The organism is uncultured Proteiniphilum sp. (assembly GCF_937873925.1).
GTDB lineage: Bacteria > Bacteroidota > Bacteroidia > Bacteroidales > Dysgonomonadaceae > Proteiniphilum.
Genome location: NZ_CALNAT010000231.1, coordinates 1 through 16,898, shown reverse-complemented (window position 1 = coordinate 16,898; position 16,898 = coordinate 1). Strand labels below are relative to the sequence as shown.

Annotated in this window: 17 protein-coding genes; 5 read left to right on the top strand and 12 right to left on the bottom strand. The window is 45.3% G+C overall.

Annotated features, from left to right (window positions below):
• From miaA to Q0502_RS16060, 6 genes are all read right to left on the bottom strand, one after another.
• A partial coding sequence (miaA, locus tag Q0502_RS16085; protein ID WP_298652977.1) for a tRNA (adenosine(37)-N6)-dimethylallyltransferase MiaA occupies positions 1–795 on the bottom strand: 795 nt, incomplete at its 3' end.
• A 16-nt stretch (positions 796–811) separates the two neighbouring features.
• On the bottom strand, positions 812–1,600 hold the full coding sequence (locus Q0502_RS16080; protein WP_298652975.1) for a YgcG family protein: 789 nt from the start codon (positions 1,598–1,600) through the stop codon (positions 812–814).
• Positions 1,578–2,000 carry a TPM domain-containing protein gene (locus tag Q0502_RS16075; RefSeq protein ID WP_298652972.1) on the bottom strand — a complete coding sequence of 141 codons (423 nt, stop codon included), beginning with the start codon at positions 1,998–2,000 and terminating at the stop codon, positions 1,578–1,580. Before Q0502_RS16075 ends, Q0502_RS16080 begins: the two co-directional genes overlap by 23 nt.
• A gap of 124 nt (positions 2,001–2,124) precedes the next feature.
• Positions 2,125–2,706, bottom strand: coding sequence for a LemA family protein (locus tag Q0502_RS16070; RefSeq protein WP_298652970.1), 582 nt, complete (start codon positions 2,704–2,706; stop codon positions 2,125–2,127).
• 175 nt (positions 2,707–2,881) lie between these two features.
• Positions 2,882–3,724, bottom strand: coding sequence for a hypothetical protein (locus Q0502_RS16065; protein WP_298652967.1), 843 nt, complete (start codon positions 3,722–3,724; stop codon positions 2,882–2,884).
• A gap of 18 nt (positions 3,725–3,742) precedes the next feature.
• Complete coding sequence (locus Q0502_RS16060; protein ID WP_298652965.1) at positions 3,743–5,308, bottom strand: M20/M25/M40 family metallo-hydrolase; 1,566 nt, start codon at positions 5,306–5,308, stop codon at positions 3,743–3,745.
• Positions 5,309–5,569: 261 nt separating this feature from the next.
• Between Q0502_RS16060 and Q0502_RS16055 the strand changes: the two genes are divergently transcribed.
• Positions 5,570–7,153, top strand: coding sequence for a DUF3078 domain-containing protein (locus Q0502_RS16055; protein ID WP_298652963.1), 1,584 nt, complete (start codon positions 5,570–5,572; stop codon positions 7,151–7,153).
• Here the strand turns inward: Q0502_RS16055 and fmt are convergent, their stop codons facing one another.
• The 6 genes from fmt to recR form a co-directional block, all read right to left on the bottom strand.
• The gene (gene fmt / locus Q0502_RS16050; RefSeq protein WP_298652961.1) at positions 7,154–8,131 is read right to left on the bottom strand and encodes a methionyl-tRNA formyltransferase; all 978 of its coding nucleotides are present in this window, start codon (positions 8,129–8,131) and stop codon (positions 7,154–7,156) included.
• Positions 8,132–8,328: 197 nt separating this feature from the next.
• Positions 8,329–10,119, bottom strand: coding sequence for a chloride channel protein (locus Q0502_RS16045; RefSeq protein ID WP_298652958.1), 1,791 nt, complete (start codon positions 10,117–10,119; stop codon positions 8,329–8,331).
• A 91-nt stretch (positions 10,120–10,210) separates the two neighbouring features.
• Positions 10,211–10,774 (bottom strand): L-threonylcarbamoyladenylate synthase, encoded by a 564-nt coding sequence (locus Q0502_RS16040; RefSeq protein WP_298652956.1) that lies wholly within the window; start codon positions 10,772–10,774, stop codon positions 10,211–10,213.
• Between the two features lie 286 nt (positions 10,775–11,060).
• Complete coding sequence (locus Q0502_RS16035; RefSeq protein WP_298652953.1) at positions 11,061–11,588, bottom strand: GNAT family N-acetyltransferase; 528 nt, start codon at positions 11,586–11,588, stop codon at positions 11,061–11,063.
• Positions 11,566–12,153 (bottom strand): hypothetical protein, encoded by a 588-nt coding sequence (locus tag Q0502_RS16030; RefSeq protein WP_298652951.1) that lies wholly within the window; start codon positions 12,151–12,153, stop codon positions 11,566–11,568. The genes Q0502_RS16035 and Q0502_RS16030 overlap by 23 nt, the downstream gene beginning before the upstream one ends.
• The gene (recR, locus tag Q0502_RS16025; RefSeq protein WP_298652948.1) at positions 12,150–12,782 is read right to left on the bottom strand and encodes a recombination mediator RecR; all 633 of its coding nucleotides are present in this window, start codon (positions 12,780–12,782) and stop codon (positions 12,150–12,152) included. Before recR ends, Q0502_RS16030 begins: the two co-directional genes overlap by 4 nt.
• A gap of 348 nt (positions 12,783–13,130) precedes the next feature.
• Here recR and Q0502_RS16020 point away from each other — a divergent pair, with 348 nt between their 5' ends.
• The 4 genes from Q0502_RS16020 to Q0502_RS16005 form a co-directional block, all read left to right on the top strand.
• Positions 13,131–14,060: an NAD(P)-dependent oxidoreductase gene (locus Q0502_RS16020; RefSeq protein ID WP_298652946.1), complete on the top strand. Its 930-nt coding sequence runs from the start codon at positions 13,131–13,133 to the stop codon at positions 14,058–14,060.
• 144 nt (positions 14,061–14,204) lie between these two features.
• The gene (serC, locus tag Q0502_RS16015; RefSeq protein WP_298652943.1) at positions 14,205–15,284 is read left to right on the top strand and encodes a 3-phosphoserine/phosphohydroxythreonine transaminase; all 1,080 of its coding nucleotides are present in this window, start codon (positions 14,205–14,207) and stop codon (positions 15,282–15,284) included.
• A gap of 144 nt (positions 15,285–15,428) precedes the next feature.
• A complete protein-coding gene (locus tag Q0502_RS16010) occupies positions 15,429–15,791 on the top strand; it encodes a BlaI/MecI/CopY family transcriptional regulator (protein ID WP_298652940.1) in 363 nt (120 codons plus the stop codon).
• Between the two features lie 31 nt (positions 15,792–15,822).
• Positions 15,823–16,898: M56 family metallopeptidase (locus Q0502_RS16005; protein ID WP_298652938.1), on the top strand; the 1,076-nt coding region annotated here is incomplete at its 3' end.

The window sequence follows — 16,898 nt, the reverse complement described above, 5'->3', positions numbered from 1 at the left end:
CATCTGCCGTTTGGCAAACTGATGGATCGCGATCTCCAACTGCCGGAACATCTCTTCATAACTCATTTTACCGGTCACGTGCAGTGTCACGAATTTGTATTCCAATCCGTAATAGATAAGGTCCCCGGGGGTAACTCCGGAATCGAGGATATTCCGTATCTCCTCGATCATCCCTTCCTGAAGGCGTGCTTGCAGGCGTGCGGTAATTTTCTCCCGTCGGAGTTCCCTGTCGATATCAAGTCCGAGTAGGATACTTTCGATAGCCGGGAATGCTGTGGCTGCACTCTCTTGTTTCGATTTGTAGTCTTCTATTTCGATGGCCCTGATCGCTCTTTTTTTGCTGTCGGTATCGGTAATGTTATGCAACGGACGGTAACTTTGCAGGATTTTGGTCAACTCTTCGAGCGATTTTTTTTCGAGAGCTGACCTTAATTCCGGATCGGCGGGTACGTCGGGTAGGTGGTAGCCTTTCAGTACCGATTCGATATAGAGTCCTGTCCCGCCGCAAAGGATGGGTGCCTTACTGCGGGCAAGGATTTCACGATAGGCTTTGTGAAAGTCGTGCTGATAGTCAAAAAGGGTATATTTCTCACCCGGTTCGCGGATGTCGATAAGGTGATAAGGGATGGAAGTTTCCTCTACCGTGTATTCCGAAAGGTCTTTGCCCGTGCCGATATCCATCCGTCGGTATATCTGGCGGGAGTCGGCGCTCACTATTTCCCCGTCCAGGGCATAGGCCAGTTGCGCGGCAAAGGCGGTTTTTCCGCTTGCCGTCGGTCCCAGAATAGTGATCAACGTATTCTTTTCCATGCTACCAGCTTCCTCCGGCGCCTCCTCCGCCGAATCTGCCACCGCCTCCTCCGCCGAAGCCGCCCATTCCTCCGCCGAAGCCACCGCTGAAGCCTCCGCTTCTGCGGCCGCCCGTCATTGGTGGGAAAAATATAGGAGGTATATTTGTCCGGTGATGTCCCCCGCCGCCGATATGCTGGTCTCCTCCTTTGGAAAGGAAAGAGAGCAATAGGATAATACCGATCACAATAATGATAATCACGAAAAGCGGGATACCCTCCTCTTTTTCGCCAGCATCGGCGGCAAATTCACCTGAGAGTCGCGCTATCATGGCGTCGACGGCGGCATTCACTCCGCCGAAGTAATCCTCTTCTATAAAATAAGGGATCATTTCGTTGCGCACGATGCGGCCGGCATAGGCATCGTTGATACGCGCTTCCAGCCCGTAGCCGGTAGCGATAAATGCCTGCCCCCTGCTATTCCCGATTTTAGGTTTGATAAGGATGACGGCGCCGTTATCCTTGCTTTTCTGGCCGATAGCCCATGCTTCGCCGAGACGAAAAGCGTAATCGGAAGCGGGATAGCCGCCCAGATCAGTCACGGAGACCACGTATATCTGTGTGGATGTGGAGTCGTTGTAGGCCAGCAGTTTTTGTTCCAAAGCCTGTTCTTCGGCCGGAGAGAAGATATCGGCGAAATCGTTTACCAACCGGTAGGGAACCATCGGTTCCGGGATATCCTGTGCGGATAACCCTACAGAAGAAAGAAATATAAGTATGAGAAGGTATTTACTCTTCCAGAATAACTTCATCGCCTAATTCGTTTATATCGTTTTCCGATACAGGATAACGGGATTTGATCAATTCGCCCACTTTTCCTATACCTTTGCAGATCCCTTCCGCGATCTCTCCTTTTTTGAAATAGGAGAGCATTTTCTCCAGCGCTTCGTCCCAAAATCCGCCATTCACGGCATCGTGGATCCCTTGATCTCCGATAATGGCTGCTTTATGATGGGAGGGAGATACGTAGATAAGTACACCGTTGCGGAGCCGGGTAGTGTCCATTTTAAGCTGGTGGAACTTTTTGAATGCAGCTTCCAGCGGGTCGCCTTTGCACTGCCGGGCTACGCATACGCGTATCTCTCCCGAAGTGTGGCTTTCCGCGAGTCGGATCGATTCTGTGATCCTCTGTAGTTCTTCTTTGTTCAACATATCTCAAACAGACTGCATATTACCATTAAAAATGCCCTTTCCGGTAAAAGCTAAGCTTTTCTGTAAAGCCCGTACTTTTCAGTTTACCCTGGGTATGCTATGCGGACAACCCCGCGTTTTCCTGTCAGAATTGCACCTGGGGAGCGGTCTGGGCCTGGGGGGTCGCTTCGAAATAGGCTTTGGGTTCAAATTTGAACCATTTTGCATAGAGCACCTGTGGGAATTTGCGGATATAGGCGTTGTAGTCTTGCGCCAACTGATTGAATCGGTTGCGTTCTACCGAGATCCTGTTTTCCGTTCCGGCCAACTCGTCCTGGAGCGCCAGAAAATTCTGGTTGGCTTTCAGTTCGGGATAATTCTCCTGTATCAATAGTAATCTCCCTAACGCCTGACTCAGTTGATCCTGTGCTTGCTGGTATTCCTGCAGGCTCTCTGCCGTGAGGTTCTCAGGATTGATAGTCGTTTGCGTGGCTTTGGCCCGTGCTTCGGTCACCTGCGTAAAGGTTTCCTGCTCATGCTGGGCGTATCCCTTCACTGTATTTACCAAATTGGGAATGAGGTCGGCACGGCGCTGATAGGCGTTCTGCACGTTTCCCCACTGTGACGTTACCGCCTCCTGTTTTTCTACCATCCGGTTGTATCCCTGACATCCGGTGAGACCCATCGCCCCTATCACGATCAGTAAAACGAAAGAAATTTTTCTCATATGATTGTAGTTATGAGTTATAAGCTATGAATTGACACATTAATCCCATTATTCACACTGGTACATTATTCACCTCATCGCGTCCGGCAAAAGTAAAACAATTTTTCGTTGATGCCGTCCGCTGAAAGATATCTTAACAGATATAAATAACAGATAAACCGTGAGAAAAGTTTTCTTATTTTACTTCCGAGAATTTAATTTTTGTTACTGTGTTTTGTGTCATTGGAATAGCCATCGATTGCGGGCCGGACATGATGATACTCATATCCATACCGGTCTTCTCTTCAATTTTTACCGGAAGCAGAGTCGCTTTATCAAGCAGCAAATAACTCTCGTTCATACCCGTACCTTCAATATGCATATCCATTCCCTCCTGCTTTCCCTCTGCCGATACTCTTGTCGGGCCTGCTTTGTTGATTCTGTAATATTCCACGCCATTCTCCGTAACGCTTCCGGCAAATGAATATTCATCTTCTACATCTATAATCATTGCCATTGGAAACTCCATTGTTTGAATGGTATCATTGGTATAGGATTGCCACGTATCTCCTTTTTTTGTTGTTTTAGCCGGCAAAACGGGGAGTTTTACGTTTCTCCCTAATTGTTCGATCATGGCAACTGCCGGGTCTGTTGAACCAGACGTATTCATCCGGTCGCTCTTGATTATTTTTCCTGATTTATCATATATGGTTTTTATGGTCACATTCATATTTTCAGCGTGTAAGGTGGTGTCCTTACCCATAACCGAAGAGGTTACTTCAATATCTTTCCATGTAGATAAAACGGTAAAGTTGCCGTTGGAGTTGACTTCCTCTATTTCCATCACTGCTTTTGCGGTGTAGGCTATGCTGGCTTTCATTTCCATTCCCGCCATGGTTTGTGTAACATCCGTCAATGAGTTCAGGTTTAAGTCGTATTTCTTCTTAACAACGGGTTTCACCGTAAGATTTGCTTCTTGTCCCAATGCGCCGAATGCAATAAAAAGTGCAGGAATAATGAATAATTTTTTTGCGTTCATAATTTTTTAGTTTACATGTTATTGTTCGATTATAGTATAGTAATTATTTGTATTTGCAATTTGCCAGGCTACTTTGTAGACAAGTTGCGCTATTTTTTGCACTTTCAGATGATTGATCTTATCGGGATTGTCTCCCACGCCGTGATAATCGCTGTGCAATCCCGATGTCAAGCCGATGGCCGATATCCCTTTCTTGTAGAAAGGGTAATAATCGCTCGACCGGTATAGATCCATTGCCATTTCCTCTTTTTTCAGTCCGGTTTCAGGTATTGCTGCATTTATAAGTGCCGCCAGCCCGGGATTGTACTGTTGTCCGATCACATACGCCGTATCGTTTCCGTTTCTGCCGACCATATCCATATTGATCATTGCCACCGTTTTTTCCAGTGGGAACAGTGGATTTTTTGTATAATAATCCGACCCGATCAAGCCACGCTCTTCGGCGGTAAACAACATGAACAGGACACTTCTCGCCGGTTTCTTACCCGAAGCGGCAAAAGCTTTCGCCACAGCCATTACGGCTGCCGTCCCCGATGCGTTATCGTCGGCCCCGTTCATGATAGAGTCGTTCAGGTGATTGGGTTTCGGCGATATGCCAATATGGTCGTAATGCGCACCGATTATGATAAACTCATCCTTTAGTTGAGGATCGGAACCTTTCAGCCATCCGATTACGTTGCCCGATGGAAATTCTTTTTTATCGACTGAAATGGCAATGTCAACCCAAGCTTCCGGTACGACAAACGATGCAGGATGCAGATTCTCATCGATATTTCGCTGTAACGTTCTCAACGAATCCACACTACCGAATATTTCATTAATAACATCCCGGTTTACCTGTACTGCGGGAATATTTCCGTCTTCTTCTTCGCATACATTATATACAGGGTTTGCCCCGCCTTTCATATACAGGCTGTTCCATAAATATCCCTGCGCGGTAATGGCTACATTATGAAGCGGATCGGTTACCAGCAAAAGCCCCGCTGCGCCGTGTTCCGCTGCATTCCGGATCTTGTAGGTGATGTCGGAATATTCCGTGTCTTTTTTTCCATTAAAAACTGTACTTATGGTATCGCTTTTGCGCGGTTCCTGTTTCATCACCAGCACGATCTTACCACTCACCTCGATATCTTTATAATCGTCGTAATTATATTCGGGGGCTGTGATGCCGTATCCGGCAAAAACCAGTTCGCCTCTCACCCGATTATTTCCTGTGTTGAACAGAGGTGTGAAATTTTCTTTTAAGGCAAATTCGCGATTTGTTCCGGATTTAGTTAAAACGAACCTGCAGTTTTCAATATTCAAGTCGGCAGCACAGAAGGGAATTGGTTGAAAGTAAGATCCGTCTATAGGTTTTATTCCGAAATCTTTCAGTTTCATGGCGATATATTCGGCAGATCTATCCGCTTCGGCACTGGGTGCAGGGCGTCCGCGCATTTCGTCCGAAGCCAGGAAACCGATAAATTCTTTTACCAAAGGCTCCGAGATTTGTTGTAATCCTTTTGAGGGCGCTTCCTGAGAATGGAGACAATTAACAAATAAGCAGGGCAGTAGCAATAGGAGAAGGGAGAAAATTCGTTTCATAGTAACTTATAAAAATGGTAATTATCAGATAAAATGTGAGTACCTGTCTTTCGATTTATTACTTTATCCTCAAAAATAAGGAGTTTTGAAGTCATGGACAAGTAAAAGAAAGAAAAAGATTACCGGCTGGTAGTTTGTAGATCGATTTTTGCCGTGTGTTGAAAGGTAGTGAACTTCTCGTGAGTGAATAAAACTTTTTTTATATCTTTGTCTGTTGGAAGGATGTATAGGGCATTTGACATAAAAAAATAAAATAATCGTATGAAACGAATTATTCTCCCCTTTTTGATAGTAACTGTCTGTTCATTCGGAATAGTAGCTTCTGATGTTAAAAGTAGGGCCGCCGAGGGGCCGGACTCATTACAAGTGGCGGATAGCCTGGATCTGTTCCGGGACATCACTGATATCAGCAGACAAATTGAACGCCGTACGGCGCAACCTGTGGAGATGCGACAGGCGGAAAGCTTATCCCTTCAGTCTGCCGCTGCTTACTCCGACAGCATTATTATCCCTCGGGTTTTCCCAGTAAGGGAAACTGTTCCGGTAGTACCGGCAGATTCGATTTACCGCTTCAGGAATCCGCTCGATTCCCTTTATCTGAGAAAAGAGAACGGTACATTGCAACTTCCTGCGAATTATAGTAATTTTGAATCAATGAGAGGGCTCTCATTCCGGGATACTCTTTTTTATAATCCGCTTTTCCTGCCCATGATATTTACGGGAGAGATACTTCCCCGGCAGTTAACATTCTATCCGTTGGAAGAGGCTCGGGACAAAGGAATGCTTATCCCGCGGGAAAAGACCTTCGCGCCCCGGCTGGATCATATTGACTTTGTACGGAATGTACGTCGTGATTATTATATGAAGTATCCCGACAGGATCAGGTATTCCGTGGCTAGTTTCGACACGATACCGCGTCTGGAGGTTGACGATCAGGCTGTGAGAGAGACATTCAACCCTTTCCGTGAGTTGATAAAGGCCGAAACGACCTATTCACTGGAAGCCCCGGGTATTGAAGGAGTCAGGATCAAGAGAAAATACTGGGTACGCTCCGGTGAGCACTCTTTCCAGTTTGCACAAAATTATTTTTCCGATAACTGGCACAAGGGAGGAACCAATAACCTGAATTTTAACAGCTATAATGTATTCAGGGCCAATTATAAGAAAGATAAGGTGAAGTTCAATAACACGCTTGAGTGGCGTTTGTCTGTTTTTAACGCGCCTGACGATTCACTCAGGAAGTACCGTATCGGTAACGACCTTATCCGCTACTATGGCGACTTTGGAGTGGATGCTTTTGGGAAGGGGTGGTCTTATTCCACGAATATGGAGGCAAAATCCCAATTGTTCAACGCGTATCCCGTCAATTCTGATAATCTTCTGTCCTCATTCCTGTCTCCTTTGTATGTGAATGCGGGTATAGGGTTAAAGTATAATCTTGATAAGCCTTCACAAAAGGTACGGCACCGCCGGCTGAAGTGGGAACTGGCGATTGCTCCCGTCTCCATTAACTTTACATACGTATGGAATGATTCTGTGGATGTGAAGCGGTTCGGTATTGCGGAAGGAAGGAAATCCCAACTGGATATCGGTAGTACCCTCACATCGATATTGAAATACGACCTCACAAGGTATATTACCTGGGATTCGCGTCTGACCTATTTTACCAGTTACGAGAAGGTTATTTCGGAATTTGAGAACAGCCTGAATATGGCATTGAGTAACGCTTTCTCTACCCGTATATATGTGAATATGAGATTTGATGACGGGGTGCCTGCCGATCCTAAACTCAAGCATTGGCAAGTGAACCAAACGCTCAGTTTCGGGTTGAATTATAAGTGGTAATCAACTGAAGCGGGCTTCTTTCTCAAAGCTGTAGCCATTCAGGAAATCGAGGATGTTTATTCTCTTTTTACCTGTCAGTTGCAGTTCTGTAACCCGTAAGAATCCGTCTTTTACAGCCACATCGAGGTGTGTCTTATTGTCTGTCCTGATGCTTCCGGGTAGTAGATCGTGTGTCGTGTTTCCAATCGGTTCACCGGCAAACAATTTGAAACGGACTTTCTCTTCATCGCCAGCGGACGATAGTTCCGTCCATGCTCCCGGATAGGGTGACAGGCCGCGGATAAAATTGTATATTTCCCTCGCAGATTTATTCCAATCGACCTGACAGTCTTCCTTGAATATTTTGGGAGCAGCCTTTAATTCCGATGCATCTCTGAAGAGTTTGTCTTGCGGTATGGGTTGTACGTTCCCTTCCAATATAGTATTTACAGTCTTTAGTACCAATTGTGCTCCCATTACCATTAACCTGTCATGTAGGGTGCCCGCATTATCTGTATCGTCGATCCTTGTCTTCTCCTGAAAGATGATCTTACCCGTATCAATTTCGTGAGAGAGAAAAAAAGTGGTGACACCGGTCTCTTTTTCTCCGTTGATGATGGCCCAGTTGATGGGGGCGGCGCCCCGATACTGCGGGAGGAGAGATGAGTGGAGGTTAAAAGTGCCTTTCGACGGCATACTCCATACCACTTCGGGCAGCATACGGAAAGCCACTACGATCTGCAGATCGGCATTCAGGCGTTTTAATTCATTCAGGAACCCTTCATCCTTCAGTTTTTCGGGTTGTAAAACGGTCAGTCCCTGTTGCAGGGCATATTGCTTTACAGGCGAGGGTTGCAGTTTATAACCCCTGCCGGCGGGTTTATCGGGCATAGTGACAATCCCTACTATGTTATATCCATTCTCTACAAGCGCTTTCAGCGACTCTACGGCAAACTCGGGAGTACCCATGAAGAGGATACGTAATGATTTTTTTTGCATACGATTAATTTTTTAGAATTTGGGATTTGACTACGTCGATTTTGGCTCCGCCGAACGTTGTTTCAATTCAAAATTTTGAAATTTCAGGATTTCACAATTTCAAAATCTACTAATCGTTAAATCACTTCTCACTTTTTCACTTCCGACTTCTTATTTTACATTATCAAATCAGTAAATCATCAAATCAACACATCGTACTACTCGTCCGTATCGGAGTAATTTTCAACCAATACCTCCCTGTAGGAGTTGAATACCGACGACTGAGACAGGAGGCCCTGATAGACCCCTCTACGATCTACCACCGGCAAATTCCACGCCTTTGTATTTTCAAACTTTGCCATCGCCTCTTCCATGCTGCTGTGAATTTCTATTGTGGCAGGAGATCCTACCATGAATTTTTTCACAGTGAACCGGTCATATAACTCGGGGCGGAACATGATATTGCGGATATCGTTCATCATTACCACTCCCAGTAAAACGCCCTCTTTGTTTACCACCGGGAAGATATTCCGGTTGCTGGTGGAGATCACTTTCACCATATCGCCGAGGGTCATCTCAAGTGTCACCGTGGGAATATCTTTTTCGATCAGATCCTTGATCTTTAAAAAGGTAAGTACTGCTTTGTCTTTGTGATGGGTGATCAATTCCCCTTTTTTAGCAAGACGTATGGCATAGATGCTGTGCTTTTCAAATATAAGGATGGTACCGTAGGAGAGCAGCGAAACGATCATAAGGGGTAAGAACAGGTCGTAGCCGCCTGTCAACTCCGCAATGAGGAAGGTGCCGGTGAGCGGTGCGTGCATTACGCCGGCCATTACGCCCGCCATACCCATCAGCGCAAAATTTTCCTGTGGAAGATAAACGCTATACCCCAATTGATTGAGCGTATATGAGTAAACAAACCCGACAATACAACCCAGGAACAGGGTGGGAGCAAACACCCCTCCGGTACCGCCTCCCCCGTTAGTGGCACTGGTGGCAAAAACCTTGAAGAGAATGACAAGAACCAGAAATCCGACGATAGTCCATCTACTTCCCAGTTGATGAAAAAAACTCTCATTGGTGAGTGAACCGAATGAATCGCCTCCCGCTAAGAGGACATTGACGGTGTTGTATCCTTCACCGTAAAGTGGCGGGAAAAAGAAAATAAGTAGGCTCAGTATACCTCCTCCCAGTAAGAATTTCTTCCAATGCGGAAGCCGATAAAAGATTCCTTCTAAACGGCTCATGACACGGATTATGTACAATGAGAAAAATCCGCAGAGTATCCCCAGAAAGATCACATACGGAATGCGGTTGAGAGTGAAAGGCTCGATCAGCGTGAAAGCGAACATGGCATCCATACCTGTGAGGAGATATGAGACGGTAGTAGCCGTAACTGCTGTTACCAAAAGGGGCATGATAGACGACATGGTGAGGTCGAGCAACAGCACCTCTATCACGAAAAGAATTCCGGCAATAGGAGCTTTAAAAATACCGGCGATAGCTCCGGCGGCGCCACAACCTACCAGGATCATCAGGCTGCGTTGTTCCAGCCTGAAGAATCTTCCCAGATTGGAGCCGATAGCGGAACCTGTCAATACTATCGGAGCCTCGGCTCCCACCGACCCCCCGAATCCGATGGTGATGGAACTGGCTATAAGCGATGTGTACATGTTATGCGGTTTGATCCGGCTTTTGCGCTGGGAGATGGCAAAGAGGATCTTTGTGACGCCGTGGCTGATATCGTCTTTGACTACATATCTTACATAGAGTCCCGCAATCAGGATTCCTCCAATGGGGTAGAGCAAATAGGAGAAGTTCAGGTTGGGGCGGCTGAAATTTTCGGTGAGAAAGGCCTGAAAAAAGTGGATCGCTGTTTTTAGTAAAAAAGCCGATAATGCCGTAAGAATTCCCACAAGAAAGCAGACGAACAGTAAGAAATGCCGTTCTTTTATGTGCCTGTCGCGCCAAATAAGAAATTTGTTATATTTTTCTGTCAGTTGCATCGAAAAACGGGAACATTTTCGTTAAGCAATAAAACTTGAAAATGACTAACTTTAGTGAAATAATAGCTCTATACAAAGATAACCAAATTTTTTACTTACGGATAATTTTGATAGAACCGTCTTTCTCCAGTTTCACAATCCCGGAAGGTTGGGCTTTGCCCTGTTCTTTTTGCCGGTATGAGACAATGTAATCCACACCTTCCCGGATCACTTGCCTGATTTGCGAGAAAGAGGCAGGGGAGGGTTCCCCGCTTACATTGGCCGATGTGGAGACAATGGGTTTACGGAATTGCCGGCACAATTCCATGGAGAAAATTTCGGCAGTGATGCGGATACCGATGGAGCCGTCGGGAGCAATGAGGTTAGACGCCAGATTTTTGGCCCCATCGTAAATGATAGTGAGCGGTTTATCGGCCAGATCTATCAAATCCCACGCAATTTCGGGGACATCCTTCACATAGGTTTGCAACTTGGCGGGATTATCCATGAGTACCAGCATCGATTTGCTGTCATCACGCTGCTTCAGCCCGTAAATACGCTTTACGGCTTCTTCATTAGTGGCATCGCAGCCAATACCCCAGATAGTGTCGGTAGGATAGAGGATGATTCCTCCTTTCTTTAAAATGTCGGATGCTTTTTTTATATCGTCTTGCATTGTTCTTCAATAAAAATTATTCAATTACATTAGACTATTTCTTCCGGACTTTTTCTGCGCTCGACATAATCAAAACAAGTTTTGCCTCTGTGCTCCCTTATCGAAAAAGTTCTCGCAACGGCATAATTCAAGTAAACTTAGTTGTTTTGAGTCGCCTTCGCTCCTCGATTTCCAATTCTACGCTTGACATAATAAAAACAAGTTTTTTCTCTGTACTCGCTTATCGAAAACATTCAAACAAGTTTGTCTTCTGTTCGTATTGCTTGACGAAATAGTTCCATAGACCTTACGGTTTGAGTTTTTGCATTACCAACGCGCTATAGAATGAGTCTCCCGAAGAAATCCATTCTTCCAACAGCCCTGTCTGCCGGTAGCCCGCTTTTGTGAACAGCCGGACACTCCCCCGGTTTTTTTCGGGAATGAGGGCATAGAGCTGTTTCAGATTGAGAAACCGGAACGCGTACTCTTCCAGTAGCATTATTGCCTGCAGGCCGTAGCCTTTGCACCGGTGTTTGCGGTCGGTCAGGATCCCTACACCGGCTCTCCGGTGAAACGGGTCGAAATCATAGAGATCGACCGCGCCGACGGACTCGCCTGTCTCCCGGAGTGTCACCATCAACCGTAACTGCCTGTCTGTATATATATCATTTTTATAATCAATCAAGTACTGCTTGATGGAATAGCGGGAAAAAGGAACGATGGAGGCGCCGTTCTCCCAAATAGCCGTGTCGTTCTCCCAGGCGTAAAGTAAATCCAGATCCTCCGGTTCGGGAGCACGCAGACGGAGAATATTATTTTCCAGCAACCTGTTCATTTTCCGGATAATTATTTTGTACTTCTTCAGGCTGTTTCTGTTCTTCTTTGGGCAGGTCCTGTTCTCCGTACGTCTGGTTTCTGTTTGGGAATGATGGTTGTTCTTCGTCAGGTTTTTTCTCTGTGGGTATTTCGGTGAGGCTTTCCAGCTCTTCGTACGACGGTCTGCAATACAGAAAGACGAGGAACAATACGACTGTGAACCAGAAAAAGTTCATATTGCGGGAGATACCGAACAGGAGAACATGCATCAGTGTTACCGTGCTTATGCTATACAAACGCAGGAAAGAGGCATTTTTATACTTTTCTGTGGCTGTCATGATTCCCAATGGACGGGAAAGTCTTTTTAACCGATAGGCAAAAAACTTCAACGAAACCGGAATGGCTATAAGGGTGATCATGATGGCGTATCTCTCTGTTGTGACACCTATGGATTGTCCATCCGTAAAGAGCGGGACGATCCGGAACAGGATAAGCAGAAAAACAACAGCCAGCAGGATGATGTTTCCGTAATAGTGCCTTTTCAACAGTCCTATGGCCTTGTACGTTTTACCCGTATTTTTCATTTTGGCAGAAGTTTATAGGATTCATCGAACGGCGTACGGTTTAAAATAGAGCGCCCAAGCGTTACCTCGTCGGCATATTCGATCTCATCTCCGACCGATACCCCTCTGGCTATAATGCTCACCTTTACCCCGTAAGATTGAAGTTTGCGATAGATGTAAAAATTGGTGGTGTCGCCTTCCATGGTGGCGCTGAGAGCAAGGATCACCTCTCTGATTCCCCCGGCTTTCACCCTTTCTTCGAGGCTGGCGATCTCCAGGTCCGACGGGCCGATCCCGTCGATGGGGGAGATAATTCCTCCCAGAACGTGGTAAAGGCCGCCAAATTGTACCGTTTTCTCGATAGCCATCACCTCTTTCACATTCTCTACTACGCAGATCAAAGAGTTGTCTCGTGATTTGTCGGCGCAGATATTACATATCTCAGTATCGGAAATATTGTGACAGACAAAGCAATACTTGATTTCCCGTTTCAACTTCAGTATCGTGCCGGCAAAATTGGCCACCTTCTCCTCATCCTGACGCAACAGATAGAGCACTAACCGCAACGCCGATTTTCTCCCTATTCCCGGAAGATTGGCGAATTCGTTGACTGCGTTTTCGAGGAGGGCGGATGGGTACTGACTGTTCATTACGTAACGTTTTCGTGCGGTACAAAGATACAATGATTCAATTTATCGGACAAATAACTTTTAAATCGGAGAAAATGGGAGCATCCCGGATTTTTTTATTCCAATTTCGTTTTTTGTTAGATATAAGTTTGTAAATTTGCAATTCTATTTACAAAGTGATAATTTAAAAGTGTATAAAAAGCCGTAATTTGTGTGGAGTGGTGTCAGGTATCAGCGACAGTTTTAGAGAGTAAATATTTTCAAGAAACAGACGATTTTTGAGTAGCAACACGATTGAATTGGGCGTTGGAAATTTCTTTTTCCGTTACAAATTTGTATCCGGTGAATTTTTATAATGAAAGAATGAATATGAAAGTACTTTTGGCAACGAGTAAACCATTTGCCTACCAGGCTGTGCAGGGAATTCAAAATATTATTGAATCTGCAGGTCATCAGTTCATGAAATTAGAGAAGTATGAAGGAGAAAGCCAGTTGCTTGATGCCGTGAAGGATGTGGATGCTTTGATCATACGGAGCGATATGATCGGTAAAGAGATAATGAAAGCTGCTCCCAATCTGAAAGTGATTGTCAGGGCCGGAGCAGGTTACGATAATGTGGATCTGGACGCTGCCACCGATTGCGGTATCTGTGTGATGAATACTCCCGGGCAGAATGCCAATGCTGTGGCTGAACTTGTTTTCGGTATGATGATCTATGTGCAGCGCAATCAGTTTGACGGATCAGTGGGCCGTGAATTGAGCGGCCGGCGATTGGGATTGTATGCTTTCGGAAACGTGGCAAAGATGGTGGCCAAGATAGCGCGGGGTTTCGATATGCCGGTCTATGCCTATTCTCCCACGCTTACCCATGACGACCTGCGCAAGGAGGGTGAATATGGGGTGATCACGGCTTACACCAACAAGGAACTGTTCCGTAACAGCGACTTTATTTCCCTCCATATGCCTTTGCTGGAAGAAACACGGTATTGTGTAAATTATTCTCTCTTATCCCTGATGCCGCAAGATGGATTTCTCATCAATACGGCCCGTAAGGAACTGGTGGTTGAGGATGATCTGATCCGTATTATGGAGGAGCGTCCGGCTTTCCAATATGCTGCCGACGTTAAGCCCGATAAGCATGAGGAGTTTCTGCAAAAATTTCCGAAGCGTTATTTTGCTACCTCCAAAAAACTGGGTGCGCAAACCACGGATGCCAACAAAAACGCGGGATTGGCTGCCGCTAATCAAATTGTGGCTTTTTTCCGCAACGGAGACGAACGTTTCAAGGTAAATCAATGAATGTCAATGAGACTAATTCGATGTGATGATTTACTGATTTATTAATAAGGATAAAAGATAATTTGATAAAAGGATAGTGTGCTTCGCACGATAGAGGTTTTTCATTTTTCACTTTTAGTTTTTCACTTTCTAAAATATAATCGTATGCAAAAGTACAATTTTAATGCCGGTCCGTGCGTACTTCCCCGGCCGGCAGTAGAGTCAGCCATTGAAGCGATACGCAATTTCGACAATACCGGAATAGGTATCCTGGAAATATCACATCGTACTCCCGGATGGGAGCGGATCATGAAAGAGACGGCAGATCTGTGGAAGGAACTGCTCGATATTCCCGACAATTACCGGGTACTCCTGCTTGGCGGAGGGGCCAGTACGCAGTTTTTTACTGTGCCCGCCAACCTGATGAAAAAGAAAGCTGCATACCTGCAGACCGGAGTATGGGCTAAAAAAGCCATTAAAGAAGCGAAGTTTTACGGTGAGGTGGAAGTGGTGGCCTCTTCGGAAGATAAGAACTACTCTTATATCCCCAAAGAATATACTATTCCGGCCGATGCCGATTATTTTCATATAACTACCAATAACACCATTTACGGAACCGAGATACACGAAGATATCGATAGCCCCGTGCCATTGGTAGCCGACATGTCATCCGATATTATGAGCCGTCCGGTAGATGTATCCAAATACGGTATTATTTACGGCGGAGCGCAAAAGAATGTGGGTCCTGCAGGCGTAGCTTTTGTGATCGTACGCGAAGATATCCTTGGCAAGATCGACCGGCCGTTGCAGACCATGGTCGATTACCGTACACACATCAGCGATTCCGAAAAAAACCGTTCCATGTTCAACACACCTCCGGTATTTTCTATTTTCGTAATGCACGAAACACTGAAATGGGTGAAAGAGCTGGGTGGTCTTGAAATAATGCATCAACTCAACAAAGAGAAAGCGGCGCTTCTCTATGATGAGATAGACCGTAATAAACTTTTCGTGGGCACTGCAGCCAAAGAAGACCGATCTATCATGAACGTATGCTTTGTAATGAACGAAGAATACAAAGATAAAGAGGCCGGTTTTCTAGAGTTTGCGAAAGAAAAAGGTATGGTGGGTATCAAAGGACACCGTTCCGTGGGCGGGTTCCGCGCTTCTATTTACAATGCTTGTCCCAAAGAGGCTGTAGAAGCCCTGGTCCAGTGTATGCAGGATTTTGAGAAACAGGCCTGATCACCCGTTTAACAGATCGTTAAGAGCTGCCTCCTATACAGGGGCGGCTCTTTTTTATAATTATTTAACCTGATTATTTTTACGAAAAGAGTTATTTGTTACGAAAAAGTCGTAGATTTGCATTATTAATATAGATAAAAAGATATGGAACGGTTAACTCACCAGGAAGAAAATGTAATGTTGCACGTGTGGCAACTCAATGAATGTGCTATTAAGGATGTGGTAGAAAGGATGGAGGATCCGAAACCGCCGTACACCACGGTGGCATCCATCTTCAAGAACCTCGAGAATAAGGGATATCTTGTAAAAAGACGATTCGGGAATGTGAAAGTATTTAAGCCTGTCATTTCGGAATCGGCCTACAAAAGGCACTTTTTATCGGGAGTAGTACAGAGTTATTTCGATAACTCTTACAAAGAGTTGGTTTCTTTTTTTGCCAAAGAACAGAAAATTACCGCGGATGAGCTTGCGGAGATTATTCGCCTGATTGAAAAGAATCGGAAGTAGATACTTGTTCCAATGCTAACTTGAACACACCATGCCCCCGTTTTTTATATACCTTATACAAGTAAATATTGCGCTGGCTTTGTTTTATCTCTTGTATGCAATTGTACTGAAGGGAGACACCTTTTTACGGCTGCGGCGCTTTTTTTTCCTGTCTGTGATTGTTTTTTCGCTTCTATATCCTTTTTTTGCCATCCCCACCCTAAGCGATATATGGGCTCTCCGCTCTTCCGCTCTTCAGGAACCGACCACCACGGTAATTATTGGTGAGCCAGGCATGGCAATGGTGATGGAAGAGGAAACTGTTGCACCGGTATCTGTCCCCTGGGAAGAAATTCTTTTCCTGTTTTATATAGCCGTCACGCTTACATTTGTGTTACGGTTTGTATCTCAGCTTTTATCCATTTATCGCGTTCGGGCAAAAAGTGAGAAACAGATTATTTCGGGAGTACCCGTGTATCAATTGAAGAGCGATATAACTCCTTTTTCTTTTTTTGGTCTGATTTTTATCCATACCGGAAAGCATTCCGAAGCCGAACTTTCCCGGATTTTACTGCACGAGCAGACGCATGCACGACAGCGGCATTCTGTCGACATTATGCTCATCGAATTACTGTGCCTGTTTTCCTGGTGGAATCCGTTTGTATGGCTGATAAAGCGGGAAATGGCCCTGAATCTGGAATACCTGGCGGATAGCGGCGTACTGCGTGAAGGCGTCGACAGCCGGGAGTACCAATACCATCTTTTACGATTGACTTATCATAAGACTGCAGTTCAGATAGTAAACAACTTTAATGTATCACAACTAAAACAACGAATTATGATGATGAATAAGACAAAATCGCCTACATTGACATTGGCGAAATACCTCCTGATAGTACCACTGTTTTTTCTGTTTGTAACGGCGAACAGCATCTATGCAGCCCAAAATGAAGATAAAACGGTAGCGATTCATTTTGCAGATGAAAATTTACAGGAATTTTCGCAGCCCTGGATAGAATATGATGATTTGCCTGAACCTCCGCCTGAAAAGAAAAAGTCCGATATAGATGAAGTTTTTGTGGTGGTGGAAAATCCACCTGAATTTCCCGGCGGACCGGAAGCTATGAT